Raw genomic sequence first — 17,930 nt, forward strand, 5'->3', positions numbered from 1 at the left:
CTTGATTTGAATCAAAGCTCCAAATTGAGTTTCATTTATAATCGCCGACATTGGAACTGAGACGACATTTCTCAAAGTCCTCAAGATTTTCTGATCAGTAGATGATACATCTGCTTTGATTTAATACTCTCTATCTCTTTCCTCTTGATGTGTGTGTGTTTGGGTGTGGCTGTTGCCACCCCTTTTTTTGGTTTTTATGTGAAGTAAAATCCGTAACAGCAAATTCTTTCATTTAAACTTTTATCCGAAAGCAAAATCATGAGCAATAAATTGACTCCGCCTGCTGAACTGCCTAATGAGCAGGATTTACGGGCGGTCTTGGCGTACAACATGCGGCTTTTCCGCGTGAATAAAGGCTGGTCTCAGGAAGAGTTGGCGCGACAATGCGGTTTGGACAGGACTTATGTATCGGCTGTGGAGCGCAAACGCTGGAACATTGCGTTATCGAATATTGAAAAGATGGCGACGGCTTTGGGCGTGGCGGCGTATCAGTTGCTGCTGCCGCCGCAGGAACTGCTAAACCTGATGACCAATCCCTCCGATACTCAACAGAGGTCGTCTGAAAACGATATTTGACCGCCGAACCACCTTTAGCCTTATGCCATCCATAACTCGAAAGAATAAAAAATGTCTGCAAACCTGTCTTCAGCATTGGAAACCTTCAAACAACAACGTGATGCCGCCGAATCACATTATTTGAAAGTCAACCGCGTGTCAGTATTCTTCAAGGAATACACGGCGGCAGTCGAAACCTTGCTGGCGGCACTTTGGGACAAACATTTCCAAAACAGCGGTTTATGCCTGATAGCAACTGGCGGCTTCGGGCGCGGCGAATTGTATCCTTATTCTGATTTGGATTTGGCGGTCGTGTCGTCTGAAACCGTTTCAGACGACCTTCAAGAAAAAATCGCGGCTTTTGTGCAGGATTTGTGGGACATGAAACTTGCGCCGTCGGTCAAAAGCGGCAGCGTTGATGAGCTGTGCGAAAGCGTGCGCGATGATATTACAGGGGACACGGCGTTTTTAGAGGCTCGTTTTTTGTTCGGCAACCGCCAGACAGCAGACGAGTTGACGGAAAAAATGAACGCGCAACGCAATGTAGCGGCGTTTATCGAAGCAAAACTGGTGGAGATGGAACACCGCCATGCCAAATCGCAAGGTTCGGGAACGGTATTGGAGCCGAACATCAAAAGCTGTCCGGGCGGTCTGCGCGACATCCATACCCTGCTTTGGATAGCGAAAGCGCAAGGCTTGGCGGCCAACCTGCCTGCGTTGGTACAACAAGGTATTCTGACGCGCACCGAAGCCGGCATGCTTTCACACGGCTACCGCCGCCTCGCCCACATCCGCATCCATCTGCATTTAAACGCGAAGCGCGCCGAAGACCGCCTGCTGTTCGATTTGCAGCCGCAAGTCGCCGAAAGCATGGGCTATCAAGGCTTGAACCTCCGCCGTCAAAGCGAAGAACTGATGCGCGTGTTTTACCGCGCGATTAAAACCGTCAAACAACTGAGCGGCATCCTCACGCCTATGCTGCAAAGCCGCGTTTCCTCCACGCCGATGCGCGTTACCCTGCGGATTGACGACGACTACATCCAAGTCAACAACCAAATCGCCGCACGGCACACCGATATTTTTTTCAGACGACCCGAACACATTTTCAAAATCGTCGAAATCATGCAGCAGCGCAACGATATTACTGCGCTCGAACCGCAAACCCTGCGCGCTTGGTGGGGCGCGACGCGCAAAATCAACCGCAGCTTTTACCAAAATCCTGAAAACCGCCGCCGCTTCGCCGGCTTTTTCCGCAGCGGCAACGGACTGACCCAAACCCTGCGCTTTCTCAACCTCTACGGCGTGTTGGGCCGCTACCTGCCCGCGTGGGAAAAAATCGTCGGCCTGCTCCAACACGACTTGTTCCACATCTATCCTGTGGACGACCACATCCTCGCCGTCGTCCGCAACGTCCGCCGCCTTGCCCTAGACATGCACAGCCACGAGCTGCCTTACGCCTCCGCGCTAATGCAGTCCTTTGAAAAACAAGACATCCTTTATCTCGCCGCCTTCTTCCACGACATCGCCAAAGGACGCGGCGGCGACCATGCCATACAAGGCATCACGGACGCGCGCCAATTTGCCGCCGACCACTTCCTGACCGAAGAAGAAAGCGACCTGCTCGCCTGGCTGGTCGAAAACCACCTGCTCATGTCCACCGTCGCCCAAAAAGAAGACATCCAAGACCCCGACGTACTCGATGCCTTCTGCAAACGCGTACAAACCCACGAACGCCTCAGCGCACTCTACCTTCTGACCATTTCCGACATCCGCGGCACCAATCCCAAACTCTGGAACGCATGGCGCGCCAGCCTATTGGAAAGCCTGTTCCACGCCGCCGGACGCTACCTCGCAGGCAACGGCGGCAATCCGCACGCCCTCTTCGGCCGCCGCCAACAAGAAGCCGCCGAATTGCTCACCCGAGCCGCCGTCCCTGAAAAACAGCAGAAAAAACTATGGAACGCGCTCGGTTCCGCCTACTTCGCCCGCCATCAGTCCCGCGAAATCCTGTGGCACGCCGCAAACCTCGTACACGACTTTGAAACCCCCATCGTCCGCAGCCGCATCCTGTTCAAAAGCGACAGCTTTCAAGTCATGGTCTTCATGCCCAACGGCCCGCGCCTGTTCGCCCGCCTCTGCCGCATCTTCAGCCGCCACGGCTTCGACATTCTCGCCGCCCGCGCCTTTATCACCGAACACGACTACATCCTCGACACCTTCATCGTGCAAATCCCCTCGCAGCACGCCCCCGAAGACTATCCCGACATCCAAAGCGCGCTCGAAGCAGAACTCAACAGCTTTATCCACGGACACACCGTTGCCGAAACCTCCAGTCACAGCCGCCGCATCAGCCGCCGCAGCCGCTACATGCCGATCGCGCCAAGCATTACCATCACCCCCGAAGAAGACTACCCCGACTGGTACTCCGTCGAAATCACCGCCGTCAACCGCCCCTTCTTGCTCGCCGACATGGCGGAAGTCTTCTTCGCCCACAACGTCAGCCTGCGCTACGCCAAAATTTCCACGCTGGACGAACGCGTCGAAGACAGCTTCATCGTCTTCAGCCCCGATTTGAAAAACCCAAAAACACAGTCGTCGTTGAAACAGGCTTTGTTGGAACAATTGTCAGTGTGACGGTTAGTTTTAAAGGAAAAGCAAGAGGTCGTCTGAAAACCTGTTTTTCGATTTTCAGACGACCTCTGTTTTTGGTTTTGAGACAACTTTCAATCAAGAACCTATTTCTTTTGTTCTGCTTGTCGATATGAATCAACTTAGCCAACAGGCAATCGCACATACGGTTTCTTCTCTATTCGAATCCAGCACAAATGGCTCTCTACACATCAAAAGGTCATCTGAAACCAAGATTTGTTTTTTCAGACAACCTTAACTTATCTTTATCCTTTTATCCTAGCCCCGCCTTTGCCTTTCGCGTACACTTTCTACACCTAAAGAAATGAGAACTACTCTTATGTATCACGGTGAACGTTTCAATGCGTACAGCCATTTGGCAGGCTCGATGCTGGCAGTGTCGGCATTAGTGCTGATGACAGTCAAGGCAAACGGTCCCTACCAACTTGCCTCGGCACTCACTTACGGCACCTGCTTAATCCTGCTCTATCTTGGCTCCACGCTTTACCACAGCATTCCCCAGCCCAAAATCAAAGCGATTTTGCAAAAAGTGGACCACTGCATGATTTACCTGCTGATTGCGGGCAGCTATACCCCGTTTACGCTGATACCCCTTAAAGGCGGCTGGGGGTGGTCATTGTTCGGCGTATCATGGGGACTGGCACTCTTCGGCATTATTCAAGAGCTGACTATCGGCAGGAAAAGCGAAAAACGGCTGCTCTCCATGATGATTTACGTCATTATGGGTTGGCTGATTTTGGTTGCCGTATCGCCACTGGTCCGTGCCCTTCCCTTTGCCGGGCTGTTTTGGCTGACGTTGGGCGGTATTTTATACAGCTCAGGCATTTATTGGTTTGTTAATGATGCCAAAATCAAACACGGACACGGCATCTGGCACCTATTCGTCCTAGGCGGCAGTATAGCGCAGTTTCTCTGTATTTATTTCTATGTTCTTTAATCCGTCAAAAGGTCGTCTGAAAACAAGATATACTTTTCAGACGACCTTTTTAAATATTTATTCCCCGAAGACCCCTACATCATTATAATGAACGCCTCATCTATCCATTAATATCAAAATGAACCAAACCGCGACTAAGGATCCGCTCGGTTCCGCATGGATTATCATCGCCACACTCGGTTTTACCGTCATGAACCTCTGCATCAAAGCGGCAGCGGGAAAATTCGGCTTCAGCAGCGGCGAATTGGTTTTCTGGCGCATGAGCTTTGCAGCCGTCATGCTTGCCGCCATAGCGAAAATGCGGGGAGACACATTTGCCACGCGGTATTGGAAAATCCACCTCAACCGCAGCGTCATCGGCACAGCGGCGATGTTGTGCCTGTTTTATGCCGTTACCCACCTGCCGCTGGCAACAGGAGTAACCTTAAGCTATACCTCGTCGATTTTTTTGGCCGTATTCTCATTTTTGATTTTAAAAGAACGGATTGCATTTTATACGCAGGCAATATTGGTATTCGGCTTTATCGGTGTCGTCCTACTGCTAAACCCTTCGTTCAAAGGCGGACAAGAAATTGCCGCATTGGCAGGCTTGGCAGGCGGAGCGATGTCGGGCTGGGCGTATTTACAGGTACGCGAATTGTCCCTGCTTGGCGAACCGGGCTGGCGGGTCGTTTTTTACCTGTCGGTAACCAGCGTCGCCATGTCGGCGGTTTGGGCGACGCTGACCGGCTGGCATTCCTTATCTGCCGAGGCATTACCCTACTTGGCAGGTATCGGGCTGTCCGCAACCATCGCCCAACTCTGCATGACCCGCGCTTATAAAGTCGGCAACAAATTCACTGTCGCTTCACTGTCCTACCTGACTGTCGTTTTCTCCGCATTGTCAGGCGTAATGTTTTTAGGAGATAGCGTTACTTGGCAGGAAACCTTTGGTATGATTATTATTGTAGCAAGCGGCGTACTGAGCGGTATCCGGCCGGTTGCGATTAAAAAATGGTTTTCCGGACATTGATGTCCTCAAACAAGGAGAGCATGATGATTTCCATCCGAGAGCAGTCTTATGGTTTGAATGTAGCGTTGTACAATGAGTTTACGCTGGACAACTTCCGCCAACTCGAATCCGCCCTGTTGGAAAGCAAACAAAAAATCCACCTGCCCGACATACTCTTAGATTTGTCCATGCTGAAAGACTTCACCATCGATATGGCGGTAGAACAAATAAAATTCCTCAATCAACACGAAAACGATTTTGGCCGGGTTGCCGTCATTACAGACGACATCTGGATCAAACTCGGCGCGCGCCTCTCCAGCCTCTTGACCAACCAACACCCCAAATATTTCGATGATGCCACAAAGGCTCAAGAATGGCTGCTGGCAAGCAACCTTAAACCTTAATCTCGAAAATAAAACGGCACGCCTTGGCGTGCCGTTTTATTTTTTATTTCCCAAAACCTGAAACTGTTTTTACTTGCCCCCCAAATGGCAGCGGTAAAACCGGTCGATATCCGCTATCGCCTTTTCATCATTCGGCCTCAAATCGATTTTCAAATCGGCAAGCCGTATCAGCATCAGGTCTTCTTGTTCCGCCACAGCGCAGCTCACTTCCCCGCTGCTGCGCAAATGCACAATGAGTTCGTTCAGCTGCCGCAGGGCGTTTTCGTAGGCGGCATTTTGTTTGTCTTCTGCCATATGGATTCCGTTTCTCATAGACAATAAAAAATGGCGGGGAATCAATCCCGCCATTATTCTACGGCATAAGCCGCACGTTTAATTAAGCAGCCTGAATGTTAGCAGCTTGTTTGCCTTTAGGGCCGGTGGTTACGTCGAAAGACACGCGTTGGCCTTCTTTCAGGGTTTTGAAACCTTCCATGTTGATCGCTGAGAAGTGAGCGAACAGATCTTCGCCGCCTTCGTCAGGAGTGATGAAACCAAAACCTTTAGCGTCGTTAAACCATTTTACGATACCGGTTGCCATTAGAAACTTCCTATACTTAAAAATTAACAAAATCAGCAAAATAAGGCATACAGCAAACTTAAACGTTCAGCGTTTCTTCCTAGCTTTATATACTTGGTCGAGTGCCGGCTTCTGCTTAACCGTCTTTTTACATTTGTTAAGTCAAAACGTCAAGCCATATAAGGGAAAAAGTGCGAAAATGGCGGAAACAGACCAAAATACAACAGAAATTGAAATCAAACTCTATAATCACTATATTTATAGATTTATTAGGTATTAAATCTTTAGCAAGGTCGTCTGAAACAACCCCTCTTCCATAAAGCCATAAATATTTATGAACAACCCAAACACACATCACGAATCCGATACACTTTTAAGCGACCAAAAAACCGCCCCGCCGAAACGTTACGGCGTATTTTTGCTGAACGACGATTACACCACGATGGAATTTGTTGTCGAAATCCTGACCGAAATCTTTATGCTCGGAGAAGAGCAGGCGGTGGCGGTGATGCTCTTGGTTCATCACGAAGGCAAAGGCTTGTGCGGCACTTACACACGGGACATCGCCCAAACCAAACAACAACAAGTCATGCAGCGGGCAAAAGCCGAAGGGCATCCGCTGCAATGTATTGTCGAGGAGATTTAATATGCTTTCACCCGAATTGGAACAGATTTTGCAACAGCTTTACCGTGAGGCGCGTAAGGCTCATTACGAATTTATCAGCCCCGAGCATCTGCTTTTGGTGTTAATCGAAGAAGATGCCTCCGTCCCCAACGTTCTCAAGCTCTGCGGTGCGGATTTGAAAGTGGTGTCCGAACAACTCGCCGCCAGCGTTGCCGAAAATACCCCGCAGATTCCCGAGCACCTTTTAGACACGGTCGAAACCCAGCCCACGCTCGGCTTCCAACGTGTCATCCAGCGCGCAATGGTGCATACCCAATCCGCAGGCAAAGGCTTGGTCGAGCCTTTGGACGTTTTGGTGGCGCTGATGAGCGAAACCGACAGCCACGCCGTCTATTTCCTCAAGCTGCAATCGGTTACGCGTTTTGAAGTTTTGCGTTGCATTGCCCACGGTGCAACTGAAGACGATGAACACAAAAGCTTTTCAGACGACCCCGACAATGATTCAGACGACCCCGTCGAATCGAAAAGCGGCTCGCTGTCGGACTACACCGTCAACCTCAACGCTGAAGTCAAAGCCGGCCGCATTGACCCCTTAATCGGCAGAAAACACGAAATGGAAAGGCTGGTACAAATCCTGTGCCGCCGCCGCAAAAACAATCCGCTTTTGGTCGGTGAAGCAGGCGTGGGCAAAACCGCGTTGGCGGAAGGCTTGGCGCATCAAATCGTCAACGGCGATATTCCCGACGCGCTCAAAGATGCCGAAGTGTACGCGCTGGATATGGGTTCGCTTTTGGCGGGCACGAAATACCGCGGCGACTTTGAAGCGCGGGTCAAATCCGTCTTGAAACAGCTTGAAAAAATCCCGCAAGCCATTTTGTTTATCGACGAAATCCACACCATCATCGGCGCGGGCAGCACCAGCGGCGGCACGATGGACGCGTCCAACCTGCTCAAACCCGCGCTGGCGAAAGGCTCATTGCGCTGTATCGGCGCAACCACTTACGACGAATACCGTACCATTTTCGACAAAGACCACGCCTTAAGCCGCCGCTTCCAAAAAATCGACGTGGTCGAACCCACCGTTTCCGAGACCGTTCAAATCCTGCGCGGTTTGAAACCGATGTTTGAAGATTTCCACCAAGTCCGCTATACGCAAGGCGCACTCGAAGCTGCCGCCGAACTCTCCGCCCGCTACATCAACGAGCGTTTCCTGCCCGACAAAGCCATCGACGTAATGGACGAAGCAGGCGCGGCGCAAAGGATTTTGCCCAAATCCAAACAGAAAAAAGTCATCGGCAAAGCGCAAATCGAAACCGTCATCGCCAAAGTCGCGCGGATTCCCGAAAAAACCGTGTCGCACGACGACAAACAAGTGCTGCAATTCCTCGGACGCGATCTGAAAAACATGGTTTACGGTCAGGAAAACGCCATCGACGCGCTAGTTGCCGCCGTCAAAATGTCGCGCTCCGGTCTCGCCCTGCCCGACAAACCCATAGGCAGCTTCCTCTTCTCCGGCCCGACCGGCGTCGGCAAAACCGAAGTCGCCAAACAGCTTGCCTACTCGATGGGCGTACCGCTGCAACGCTTCGACATGTCCGAATACATGGAGCCCCACGCCGTATCGCGCCTTATCGGTGCGCCACCGGGCTACGTCGGCTTCGACCAGGGCGGCCTTTTGACCGAAGCCGCCAACAAACATCCGCACTGCGTATTACTCTTGGACGAAATCGAAAAAGCCCACCCCGACATTTTCAACGTCCTCCTGCAAGTCATGGACGCAGGCAAACTGACCGACAACAACGGCAAGAGTGCCGATTTCCGCAACGTCATCCTGATCATGACCACCAACGCAGGCGCGGAAAGCCTCAGCCGTCCCAGCCTCGGCTTTACCGCCAAGCGCGAACGCGGCGACGAAATGCAGGCGATCAACAAACTCTTCACGCCCGAGTTCCGCAACCGCTTGGACGCGATTATCCCGTTTGCGCCCTTGTCCGAACCCATCATCGCCAAAGTCGTGGACAAATTCCTGCTCCAGCTCGAACACCAGCTCCTCGACAAAAAAGTCGAAGCCGAATTCACACCGGCATTGCGCAAATATCTGGCGGAAAAAGGTTTCGACCCGCAAATGGGCGCGCGCCCGATGCACCGCCTGATTCAGGAAAAAATCCGCAAACCGCTCGCCGACGAACTCCTGTTCGGCAAACTCACCGACGGCGGCTTCGTACGGATAGACTGGGATGCGGCAAAAGAAGAAGCCGTGTTGAAATTCAAGAAAAACAAAGCCAAACCTGAAGCAGCCGCGGTTTGACGCATAAAGGCAAAAGGTCGTCTGAAAATGTTTCAGACGACCTTTTCGACCATTTTCACCGCGTTATCCGTATAATGACAGGATACTCCTGCCATCCATATCCCACTGAATAAAATGAATAAAAATCATCTCGTCTTACTGATGCTCTCTTTCCCAACGGTCGCCCTTGCCGATACACCCGTTGTCCGTGTACCTGCGCCTGTATTTTTTGACAAGCAGCCTAACAGCGAAACACCTTCAAAAGATTTTACCGACGACAAATCCGCAGAACAGAGGCTTTCAGACGACCTTTCTGCTGATTCCTCATTGGAAGCACAGATCAACCGTGCATTAATCGGACGGGACTGGAAGACGCTGGAAGGCTTGTTGGCGCAATATAAAGCCGCGCCCGACCGGGATGCCGTTTTATACGATTATGCTTTAGGCGCCTTGCGGCGCAGTCAGTTGCGGCATGGTGAGGCTGTATCGCTCTATCGCGGCATTTTGGCAAAACATCCCGATTTGGCGTATCCGCGTTTCGATTTGGGCGTCATGATGTTTGAAAACAAACAGTACCATGAGGCAAAAGCTGAATTGAAACGGGCAAAACCGGATTTGCAGCCACCCATGCAGCAACTTGCCGACCGCTATCTTGCTTCCATTGAATCGGCGCAAAGCTGGCAGCCCGATATTTCGCTGCAATACGAGCAGACCGATAATGTGAACAATGCCTCGTCCGAGCGCGTTATAGAATGGAACGGCAGACGCTGGAATAAAACCGCTGACAGCCTGCCGCAAAAGGCGCACGGTATCCGCTATGGTGCAGGCGTGTCGCGTGAAATCAATGTGGGCGGACATCATTTTGTTTACGGCAGCTTGAGCGGCGACGGCGTGCATTATTGGGACAATCAGGATTTTAACGAGCAAAGCCTGCGCTTGGCGGCAGGCTATAAAAACCGTTCGGCGGTGCAATCTTTCGGGGTTGTACCGTTTGCCGAGCAAAACTGGCTGGGCGGCAAACGCTATAATCGCGAAACCGGTATCCATACCGATTTTTCACGTCGTCTGAACGAAAAATGGCGGCTCTCGCTCAATGCAGGCTATATCAAAAAATACTATCGGAACAGCGGCTCGGCAGCGCGTTACAACAGCCATATGCCGCTGGCGGGGGCAACGCTGGCATACTCTGCACCGAAAAACTGGCTGCTCTACGGCGGCGCAGACTGGTCGCACGACATGACCAAAGAAGCGGAGCAGGCATCCGTACGCAAGGGCATACGCTTCGGCGCGGCGAAAGCGTTTGAGAACGGATTCGGCATCCGCACCAACCTGCGCTACGCCCGCCGTACCTTTGATGCGCCGGGAAGCCTGGTGTACCGTCTGACCCGAAAAGACCATGAATATCAGGCAAATGCCTCTGTTTGGCACAATAAAATTTCATGGAAAGGCTTAGTGCCGCATTTGAATTTCCGTTATCTCAAAATCGACAGCAATATGAGCGGCTTCTATTCCCGCAAAAGTATGCAGACATTCGTCAGCGTGGAGAAACAGTTTTGAAGCAGCAGGGATAAGGGGTTGGAAAAACACTCTGCCCGCCATCCGCCGAGATTCCCGCATCGGCAGGAATCCGTCGAAAATCTTGAGAAATAGGTATTTGAAAAACGGTTGTCAAAATTAAAAGTGTATCTTCACCTTCGCGAGAATAACGCCGATTGAAGCGTTTCTGTTTGAATAACAATAAATCGGATTCGAAAATCCGAGCGGTAAACCCGATAAAAAGGTCGTCTGAAAGCCCAAGCAGCTTTTCAGACGACCTTTTTGATTTTCAGCTTGCACAACTGCCCTTCACAAGGCCTTATGCTTCCGACGCTTGAACCATTTACCCAATATACCGCCTTCCCCTCCGAACACCAGCGATACGGCATACAGCACGCCACAGCACAAGATAATCGCAGGTCCGGACGGAATTTCGACGTGATAGGAAAACAGCAGTCCGGCAAAACCGCAGACCAGTGCGATAAAGACGGACAAAGCCATCAACGCGCCCATGCTTTTCGCCCAGAGCCGCGCGGTAATCGACGGCAGCATCATCAGACCGACCGACATCAGCGTACCAAGTGCCTGAAAGCCTGCAACAAGGTTCATCACCACCAAAATCAGGAAAACGACGTGCCAAAAGCTGCCCTTCCCGCCGACCGCCTTCAGAAACAGCGGGTCAATGCTTTCCAAAACCAGCGGGCGGTAAATAATCGCCAATGCCGTTACCGTAACGCTTGCCGAGGCGGCAATCAGTTGCAGCGCGGGAATATCCACCGATAAGACCGACCCGAACAAGAGATGCAGCAAATCGACGCTGCTGCCGTTTTTACTGACCAAAACCACACCGATTGCCAGACTGCTCAGATAAAAGGCGGCAAAGTTGGCATCTTCCTTCAACGATGTAAAACGGCTCGCCAAACCCGCCAAAAGCGCCATCAGCAAGCCTGCTGCAAACCCGCCGACGCTCATTGCAGGCAGGCTCAGCCCCGCAAACATATAGCCGATTGCCGCGCCGGGCAGGACGGCATGGCTCAAAGCATCGCCTACCAGGCTCATGCGCCGCATGACCAGGAACACGCCGACCGGAGCGGCACTCAAAGCCAGACAAAATACCGACGCAAGCGCATAGCGCATAAAGTCGAATTCCGCAAAAGGGGAAATCAGCAAATCGTATAAATTCATGGTATCCGGTAAATAAGGGAAAACTTCTGAAAATGGGAAACGTCGTCTGAAAATCCTTCGCCGCGTCTTTCAGACGACGTACTACTTTACAAGGGGGCGGCGCAAACTATACGTCGCACCAGTCCTCAGACTCCTGCCGCTGCATCAGCATATTCGCGCGGGCAAGGTTTTCATCGGTCAGGACGGACGGCGTTCTGCCCGCCGCAACCTTTTCCCGGGCCAGCAACAGCGTGTCCGAAAAATAATCGCGTACCTGCGCATAATCGTGCAACACGGCGATAATTGCCTGCCCTTCCTCATTGCATTGGCGCAATACGTCCAAAAGCGCGTAAGTCGTGCGCGCATCGACGGCGTTGAAAGGTTCGTCCAAAAGCAGGAATTTTGCCCCCTGCGCCAGCATACGCGCAAATAAAACGCGCTGAAACTGGCCGTTGGACAAATGCGCGATCTGCCTGTCGGCAAAATCCCGCATACCGACGCGTGCAAGCGCATCCAAAACGCGGGTACGCTGCGCCGCGTCAACCCGTCCGAAAAAGCCGATTTCGTACCACAAACCCATCGCCGCCAGTTCGAAAACCGTCATCGGCTGGCCGCGGTCGATGTCAGACTGCTGCGGCAGGTAGGCGATGTCTTTGCGTTGCAGGTTTTGCAGGAGGACGCATCCCGTATCGACTTGCTGCAAACCCATCACTGCTTTTAAAAAAGTTGATTTGCCCGCCCCGTTCGGCCCGCAGACCGCCCACATCGAATGCTCGGCAAATTCGATGCCGACATGGTGTACGGCAGGCCGTGTCCGGTAGCTGACCGTCAGATTTTCAACAACGATACTCATGCAACCGCCCAAAAATACATGCCCCAAACCGCCGCCAAAGCGAAAAGCGCAATCAGTAAGCGTTGGAACAATCCGGTGAGTAAAATGGAATTCATAACAATATCGGAATTAAAGACGATGTGTTCAAAATGAAACAAAAGCAAAGATGATACTTTATAACATTATGATTGTAAACATAAAGGCAGTATCCGGATATAGGCACGATTCTTGTGGACAAAGCATCTGCCGTTTTCAGACGACCTTTTTCAAAGCCGGTGCAGGCAGATTGCCCGTATAAGCGGCGTGTGCCTTGGCCTACGAAGAAACGACCCGGCTTATTGTCCTGATTCAGGAGTCAGTAGACCGGATATGAGTATCCAACGTTATCAACATTCAAACCCTAATTAGGCAATGTAGAAAATTTCAAGCAGTTGTCGGATACAAGTATCCTACCTACATCAGCAAGCAATGAAGCCAATTACAAAAGGTCGTCTGAAAACCCATATTTAGATTTTCAGACGACCTTTTATGCTTCAAATCCCGTGTTATTGCAGGCTGTGTTCCAGCGAAATGCCTGCCGCCCAGCCGGTTTTGGGGTCTTTGCTTTCTTTGACTACGCCTGAGTTGAACGAGAGGGTAGTGCGTTTGGAGAATTTGTATTCAGTGTTAAACGCAAGCTGTTTGTAGTTCTTGCCGGTATCGGAGCGGCCGTAGGCGACGCCGAGTTTGGGGGTGATGTTGCCCATGGTGTAGCCGGCGGTCACTTGGAAATCGCGGGTGTTGGTATTGGTTTTGGTTTCGTCTTCCCAGTGGAATTTGTCGGCGACATTGCGGGCGTACATCATACCGGCGGCGAGGTAAAGGTCGTCTTTGTCGTAGCCGACTTTCATGGAATGAACCTGTCTATCTTTCGTATCGTCAGGCGAGCCGTTGCGGGCGTATTCGAGGGCGTAGTGGGCGTTGAAGCCGTTGGTCGGGTGTTTGTAGTGCAAACCTACGCCTGCCATCCAGTCGCTGTTACGTTTCCTGTCTTTGTATTTGTTGGCACCGGGCGCGATTTGGACGCGGTAGTTGAAGCCGTTGTCAAAGGTTTTGGATTCGTAGTTCAGTGCGATTTCACGGCCACCGAAACGGGTCATGCGTCCCATGGTTTGGGTGTGGTTGTTGCCGTTGAATGCGTCTTGGTGGCCGGTCAGGTAGTGCATGGGGGTACTGAGCCAGCCGGCACGGACGGTGCCGAAATCGCCGCGCAGACCGATATAGGAGTCGTCCGTACTCCAGCCGTTGTAGTCGAAGGCGACGAATGAATTGACGCCGTAGATGAGCTTGAGGTCTTTGTCGAGTTTTTCACTGCCCATAATCCAGATGCGGCTGTTGTTGTCGGATATATCGGTAGCGGATTGGCCTTTGCCGTTGCGTTCGTGCTCGATGGAGGTAAATATCCGTCCGCCGATTTTGGCTTCGTTATCGGACGCCAAAGCAGGAACGGCAAGCGGGACGGCAACCACAATCATCAGTAACTTCTTCATTTTATTCTCCTTTTGCTTAATTTTTCTGGGTCTGTGTTTAAACAGGGTTTTATACTATTTGAGGCTTGCAAAAAAATCAATATTTTTGTAATCACTTGTAACTTTTATTTCAAATTATTTCAAAAAATGTTTTTTACGGCGTTTTTTTGTGTTATCTTGCAAACCAATTCCAAAAACAGGCGGATTTTTTCGAATATCCATAGAGAATAAATCTTTTTATCCGCCCAAAATCAGAATATTTCCCTATCTTGTAGTCGTATGTAATTTTTTATTTCTACAAGACGCAAATGGAGGGGAGATAAGGAAAAGAGGAGAAACAACGTGCTGCCGACCAAACTTTATTCCGTATCGGCTTTATCGCTTGCCGTGGTGTTCGCGCTGTCGGCGTGCAACCGCGAAGTCAAGCCCGCGCCTGAATTCAAACGCAGCGAATACAATAAAATCGTCATCAGCAATGCGGTCGAACCGAGTACGCTCGACCCGCAGAAAAGCTCGGATATGGCGGCAGGCGCGATTATCCGTCAGATGATGGACGGCTTGGTCGGTACGGATGACGAAGGCAAAACCATTCCTGCGCTGGCGTTGAAATGGGAGCCGTCGGATGAAGGGCGCGTTTGGACGTTCCACCTGCGCGATGCGAAATGGAGCAACGGCGATCCGATTACCGCCGAAGATTTCGTGTACAGCTTCCGCCGCCTCGCCGATCCCGAAACCGCCGCGCCTTACAGCAGCTACTTGGAGGACGCGAAAGTACAGGGCGCGGCGGAGATTTTGCAAGGCAAGGCGAAGCCCGATACTTTGGGCGTGAAGGCTTTGGACGCGAAAACGCTGCAATTCACGCTCACCGCGCCTGTGCCGTATTTCCCCGATATGCTAATTCAGCAATTCACCTATCCCGTCCACCGCGCCACCGTCGAGAAATTCGGCGAAAAATGGACGCAGCCGGGCAATTATGTCTCCAGCGGCGCATACATCCTCAAAGAATGGCACGTCAACAGCCACATCACCATGGATAAAAACCCTGCTTATTATGACAGCAAAAAAGTATCCATCCCGCAGGCAGTGTTCCTCGCCATCGGCAAAGAATACGACCGCTACCGCGCCGACGAAGTAGATGTTACCTACGGCATTCCTTCCGACCAGATTAAGATTGCCGAAAAAGAATTTCCCGGACAGGTTCGGCGCGCGACTTTGCTGTGTTCTTGGTTTTTAGAGCCGAACTTAGAATCCGCCGAATTTAAAAATCCCAAAGTCCGCCGCGCGCTCAACCTGCTGACCGACCGCGCCATCATTACCAAGGTTGCCGGACGCGGCGACCAAGAAGCGTTCCAGCTTACCCCGCCGAATATGCAGGGCGGCGGCGAATCTGCCCCCGTGTGGAAGCCGCTCAAGCGCGAAGCGCGTATTGCCGAAGCAGAAAAACTCTTGCGTGAAGCGGGTTACAGCGAAGAGAAACCGTTCGAGTTCCAAATCATCTATACCACCAGCGAGGCCGCCAAGAAACAGATTACCGCGCTGCAATCCGTTTGGAAGGCGACCGTGCCGTTTGTGCGCCCCACGCTGATGAACGAAGAATGGAAAACCTTTTTGGACACCCGTATGCAAGGTAATTTCAGCATGGCGTTTGCAGGCTGGTGTTCCGACTACAACGACCCTGCGGGCATGCTCAATATTTTCAAATCCAACAATCCGAACAACGCCGTCCGCTACAAAGCCCCCGAGTTTGACAAGCTGATGGACAGCACGCTCGAAGCGGGTATTTCCGCCGAAGAGCGCGCCCGCCGCTACGTCAGCGCCGAGGCAATGCTGCAACGCGACGATGCCTTTATCCCGCTGTATCACCAAGTCAGTATCAATCTGGTGAAACCCGACATCCAAGGCTACTCCGACCGCGACCCGCTGAAAAACTACACCGTCAAGAATTGGTCGTTTGCACCCAAGAAGTGATTTGATAACATAGACACGTTTTTCAGACGACCTCCCTGTACACTAAATTGAAGAGGTCGTCTGAAACCGCGAAACCCTATTGGAGAATCCCGTTCATGAATACCGTATCGAATTACCTGTCCGCATTGCGCGAAGCCATGAAGGCGCAAGGCTTGGACGCACTCGTCATCCCCTCCGCCGACCCCCATCTTTCCGAATATCTGCCCGCACACTGGCAGGCGCGCCGCGAGTTGTCGGGCTTTACCGGCTCGGTCGGCACTTTCGTCGTTACCGCCGATGAAGCAGGCGTGTGGGTGGACAGCCGCTATTGGGAACAAGCCACCAAACAGCTTGCGGGCAGCGGCATCGAGCTGCAAAAAAGCGGGCAAGTTCCGCCGTACAACGACTGGCTCGCGGCAAACCTGCCCGAAAACGCCGCAGTCGGCATCCCTTCCGATATGGTGTCGCTCACCGGCAAACGCACTTTGGCGCAATCCCTAGCCGCCAAAAACATCCGCATCGAACACCCCGACGACCTGCTTGACCGCGTATGGAGCAGCCGCCCCTCCATCCCCGCCGAAACCGTGTTCATCCACGACCCCACCTACGTCTCCGAAACCGCTGCCGAAAAACTCGCCCGCGTGCGCGCCGTCATGGCGGAAAAAGGCACGGATTACCACTTGGTTTCCTCGCTTGACGACATCGCTTGGCTGACCAACCTGCGCGGCAGCGACGTACCATTCAACCCTGTGTTCGTGTCCTTCCTGCTGATCGGCAAAGACAACGCCGTCCTGTTTACCGACCAAGGTCGTCTTAACGCCGAAGCCGCCGCCGCGCTGCAAACCTCCGGCATCACGGTCGAACCTTATGCCCAAGTTGCCGACAAACTCGCGCAAATCAGCGGCGCGCTGCTCATCGAGCCGAACAAAACCGCCGTCAGCACGCTCGTGCGCCTGCCCGAAAGCGTGCGCCTTATCGAGAGCATCAACCCGTCCACCTTCTTCAAATCCGTCAAATCCGAAGCCGACATCGTCCACATCCGCGAAGCGATGGAACACGACGGCGCGGCGTTGTGCGGCTTCTTCGCCGAGTTTGAAGACATCATCGACAACGGCGGCAGCCTGACCGAAATCGACGTGGACACCATGCTCCACCGCTACCGCAGCGCACGTCCGGGCTTCATTTCGTTGAGTTTCGACACCATCGCGGGCTTCAACGCCAACGCCGCCCTGCCGCATTACAGCGCAACGCCCGAAAGCCACAGCACCATCAGCGGCAACGGCCTCCTGCTCATCGACTCCGGCGCGCAATACAAAGGCGGCACGACCGACATCACCCGCGTCGTCCCCGTCGGCACACCGAGTGCCGAACAAAAACGCGACAACACCCTCGTCCTCAAAGCCCATATCGCGCTTGCCGAAGCCGTGTTCCCCGAAAACATCCTCTCGCCGATGATAGACGCCATCTGCCGCAAACCCCTGTGGCAGGCGCAATGCGACTACGGTCATGGTACAGGCCACGGCGTAGGCTATTTCCTCAACGTCCACGAAGGTCCGCAAGTCATCGCCTGCGCCGCCGTTCCCGGCCCGCAGCACGCCATGAAAAAAGGCATGGTAACCTCCATCGAACCCGGACTCTACCGTCCCGGCAAATGGGGCATCCGCATTGAGAACCTCGCCGCCAACCAAGCCGTCGCCAACCCGCAGGAAACCGAGTTCGGCAGCTTCCTCTACTTCGAAACCCTGACCCTCTGCCCCATCGACACCCGCCTGATGGATACCGCCATGATGACCGACGGCGAAATCGACTGGGTCAACCGCTACCACGCCGAAGTCCGCCGCCGCCTCGAGCCGCTGACCGCAGGCGCGGCAAAAGCATGGCTGATCAAACGCACCGAACCGCTGGCGCGTTAACCGCGAAGGTCGTCTGAAAACGA

Annotated in this window: 15 protein-coding genes; 10 read left to right on the top strand and 5 right to left on the bottom strand. The window is 52.6% G+C overall.

Annotation, left to right across the window (positions count from 1 at the left end):
• Positions 1 to 258 precede the first annotated feature (258 nt).
• From AC5M9B_RS05390 to AC5M9B_RS05410, 5 genes are all read left to right on the top strand, one after another.
• Positions 259 to 576 (top strand): helix-turn-helix domain-containing protein, encoded by a 318-nt coding sequence (locus tag AC5M9B_RS05390; RefSeq protein WP_019270896.1) that lies wholly within the window; start codon positions 259 to 261, stop codon positions 574 to 576.
• A 51-nt stretch (positions 577 to 627) separates the two neighbouring features.
• Positions 628 to 3,189: a [protein-PII] uridylyltransferase gene (glnD, locus tag AC5M9B_RS05395; protein WP_070655989.1), complete on the top strand. Its 2,562-nt coding sequence runs from the start codon at positions 628 to 630 to the stop codon at positions 3,187 to 3,189.
• A 334-nt stretch (positions 3,190 to 3,523) separates the two neighbouring features.
• A complete protein-coding gene (gene trhA, locus AC5M9B_RS05400) occupies positions 3,524 to 4,141 on the top strand; it encodes a PAQR family membrane homeostasis protein TrhA (protein ID WP_487648373.1) in 618 nt (205 codons plus the stop codon).
• 118 nt (positions 4,142 to 4,259) lie between these two features.
• The gene (locus AC5M9B_RS05405) at positions 4,260 to 5,153 is read left to right on the top strand and encodes a DMT family transporter (RefSeq protein ID WP_101809622.1); all 894 of its coding nucleotides are present in this window, start codon (positions 4,260 to 4,262) and stop codon (positions 5,151 to 5,153) included.
• Between the two features lie 23 nt (positions 5,154 to 5,176).
• Positions 5,177 to 5,536 carry a SpoIIAA family protein gene (locus AC5M9B_RS05410; RefSeq protein ID WP_101809621.1) on the top strand — a complete coding sequence of 120 codons (360 nt, stop codon included), beginning with the start codon at positions 5,177 to 5,179 and terminating at the stop codon, positions 5,534 to 5,536.
• A 69-nt stretch (positions 5,537 to 5,605) separates the two neighbouring features.
• Here AC5M9B_RS05410 and AC5M9B_RS05415 read toward each other — a convergent pair whose 3' ends face one another.
• The gene (locus AC5M9B_RS05415; RefSeq protein ID WP_146736234.1) at positions 5,606 to 5,830 is read right to left on the bottom strand and encodes a branched-chain amino acid ABC transporter; all 225 of its coding nucleotides are present in this window, start codon (positions 5,828 to 5,830) and stop codon (positions 5,606 to 5,608) included.
• 82 nt (positions 5,831 to 5,912) lie between these two features.
• On the bottom strand, positions 5,913 to 6,116 hold the full coding sequence (locus AC5M9B_RS05420; protein WP_002217533.1) for a cold-shock protein: 204 nt from the start codon (positions 6,114 to 6,116) through the stop codon (positions 5,913 to 5,915).
• A gap of 313 nt (positions 6,117 to 6,429) precedes the next feature.
• Between AC5M9B_RS05420 and clpS the strand changes: the two genes are divergently transcribed.
• From clpS to AC5M9B_RS05435, 3 genes are all read left to right on the top strand, one after another.
• Complete coding sequence (clpS, locus tag AC5M9B_RS05425) at positions 6,430 to 6,741, top strand: ATP-dependent Clp protease adapter ClpS (RefSeq protein WP_003741750.1); 312 nt, start codon at positions 6,430 to 6,432, stop codon at positions 6,739 to 6,741.
• A gap of 1 nt (position 6,742) precedes the next feature.
• Positions 6,743 to 9,028 (top strand): ATP-dependent Clp protease ATP-binding subunit ClpA, encoded by a 2,286-nt coding sequence (clpA, locus tag AC5M9B_RS05430; protein ID WP_487648340.1) that lies wholly within the window; start codon positions 6,743 to 6,745, stop codon positions 9,026 to 9,028.
• Between the two features lie 114 nt (positions 9,029 to 9,142).
• A complete protein-coding gene (locus AC5M9B_RS05435) occupies positions 9,143 to 10,564 on the top strand; it encodes a surface lipoprotein assembly modifier (protein WP_487648341.1) in 1,422 nt (473 codons plus the stop codon).
• Positions 10,565 to 10,852: 288 nt separating this feature from the next.
• Here AC5M9B_RS05435 and AC5M9B_RS05440 read toward each other — a convergent pair whose 3' ends face one another.
• The 3 genes from AC5M9B_RS05440 to AC5M9B_RS05450 all read right to left on the bottom strand — a co-directional run bounded on the left by AC5M9B_RS05440 (position 10,853) and on the right by AC5M9B_RS05450 (position 14,068).
• Entirely contained in the window at positions 10,853 to 11,728 is an 876-nt protein-coding gene (locus tag AC5M9B_RS05440; RefSeq protein ID WP_487648342.1) for a metal ABC transporter permease, read from the bottom strand.
• 106 nt (positions 11,729 to 11,834) lie between these two features.
• Complete coding sequence (locus tag AC5M9B_RS05445; RefSeq protein ID WP_487648343.1) at positions 11,835 to 12,560, bottom strand: metal ABC transporter ATP-binding protein; 726 nt, start codon at positions 12,558 to 12,560, stop codon at positions 11,835 to 11,837.
• Between the two features lie 524 nt (positions 12,561 to 13,084).
• The gene (locus AC5M9B_RS05450) at positions 13,085 to 14,068 is read right to left on the bottom strand and encodes a porin (RefSeq protein WP_487648344.1); all 984 of its coding nucleotides are present in this window, start codon (positions 14,066 to 14,068) and stop codon (positions 13,085 to 13,087) included.
• 321 nt (positions 14,069 to 14,389) lie between these two features.
• Here AC5M9B_RS05450 and AC5M9B_RS05455 point away from each other — a divergent pair, with 321 nt between their 5' ends.
• Both AC5M9B_RS05455 and AC5M9B_RS05460 read left to right on the top strand, forming a co-directional pair.
• Positions 14,390 to 16,015, top strand: a complete 1,626-nt coding sequence (locus AC5M9B_RS05455; protein WP_019270322.1) for a peptide ABC transporter substrate-binding protein — start codon at positions 14,390 to 14,392, stop codon at positions 16,013 to 16,015.
• A 95-nt stretch (positions 16,016 to 16,110) separates the two neighbouring features.
• Positions 16,111 to 17,907 carry an aminopeptidase P family protein gene (locus AC5M9B_RS05460; RefSeq protein ID WP_487648345.1) on the top strand — a complete coding sequence of 599 codons (1,797 nt, stop codon included), beginning with the start codon at positions 16,111 to 16,113 and terminating at the stop codon, positions 17,905 to 17,907.
• The last annotated feature ends 23 nt before the right edge of the window (positions 17,908 to 17,930 follow it).

This window comes from Neisseria flava, from assembly GCF_982712965.1.

Excerpts from the sequence above, each read along its gene's own strand:
- clpA (WP_487648340.1), top strand. The coding sequence starts at position 6,743 with ATGCTTTCACCCGAATTGGAACAGATTTTGCAACAGCTTTACCGTGAG.
- trhA (WP_487648373.1), top strand. The coding sequence starts at position 3,524 with ATGTATCACGGTGAACGTTTCAATGCGTACAGCCATTTGGCAGGCTCG.
- AC5M9B_RS05460 (WP_487648345.1), top strand. The coding sequence starts at position 16,111 with ATGAATACCGTATCGAATTACCTGTCCGCATTGCGCGAAGCCATGAAG.
- AC5M9B_RS05415 (WP_146736234.1), bottom strand. The coding sequence starts at position 5,830 with ATGGCAGAAGACAAACAAAATGCCGCCTACGAAAACGCCCTGCGGCAG.
- AC5M9B_RS05450 (WP_487648344.1), bottom strand. The coding sequence starts at position 14,068 with ATGAAGAAGTTACTGATGATTGTGGTTGCCGTCCCGCTTGCCGTTCCT.
- AC5M9B_RS05435 (WP_487648341.1), top strand. The coding sequence starts at position 9,143 with ATGAATAAAAATCATCTCGTCTTACTGATGCTCTCTTTCCCAACGGTC.
- glnD (WP_070655989.1), top strand. The coding sequence starts at position 628 with ATGTCTGCAAACCTGTCTTCAGCATTGGAAACCTTCAAACAACAACGT.
- AC5M9B_RS05405 (WP_101809622.1), top strand. The coding sequence starts at position 4,260 with ATGAACCAAACCGCGACTAAGGATCCGCTCGGTTCCGCATGGATTATC.
- AC5M9B_RS05420 (WP_002217533.1), bottom strand. The coding sequence starts at position 6,116 with ATGGCAACCGGTATCGTAAAATGGTTTAACGACGCTAAAGGTTTTGGT.
- AC5M9B_RS05410 (WP_101809621.1), top strand. The coding sequence starts at position 5,177 with ATGATTTCCATCCGAGAGCAGTCTTATGGTTTGAATGTAGCGTTGTAC.
- clpS (WP_003741750.1), top strand. The coding sequence starts at position 6,430 with ATGAACAACCCAAACACACATCACGAATCCGATACACTTTTAAGCGAC.
- AC5M9B_RS05390 (WP_019270896.1), top strand. The coding sequence starts at position 259 with ATGAGCAATAAATTGACTCCGCCTGCTGAACTGCCTAATGAGCAGGAT.
- AC5M9B_RS05445 (WP_487648343.1), bottom strand. The coding sequence starts at position 12,560 with ATGAGTATCGTTGTTGAAAATCTGACGGTCAGCTACCGGACACGGCCT.
- AC5M9B_RS05440 (WP_487648342.1), bottom strand. The coding sequence starts at position 11,728 with ATGAATTTATACGATTTGCTGATTTCCCCTTTTGCGGAATTCGACTTT.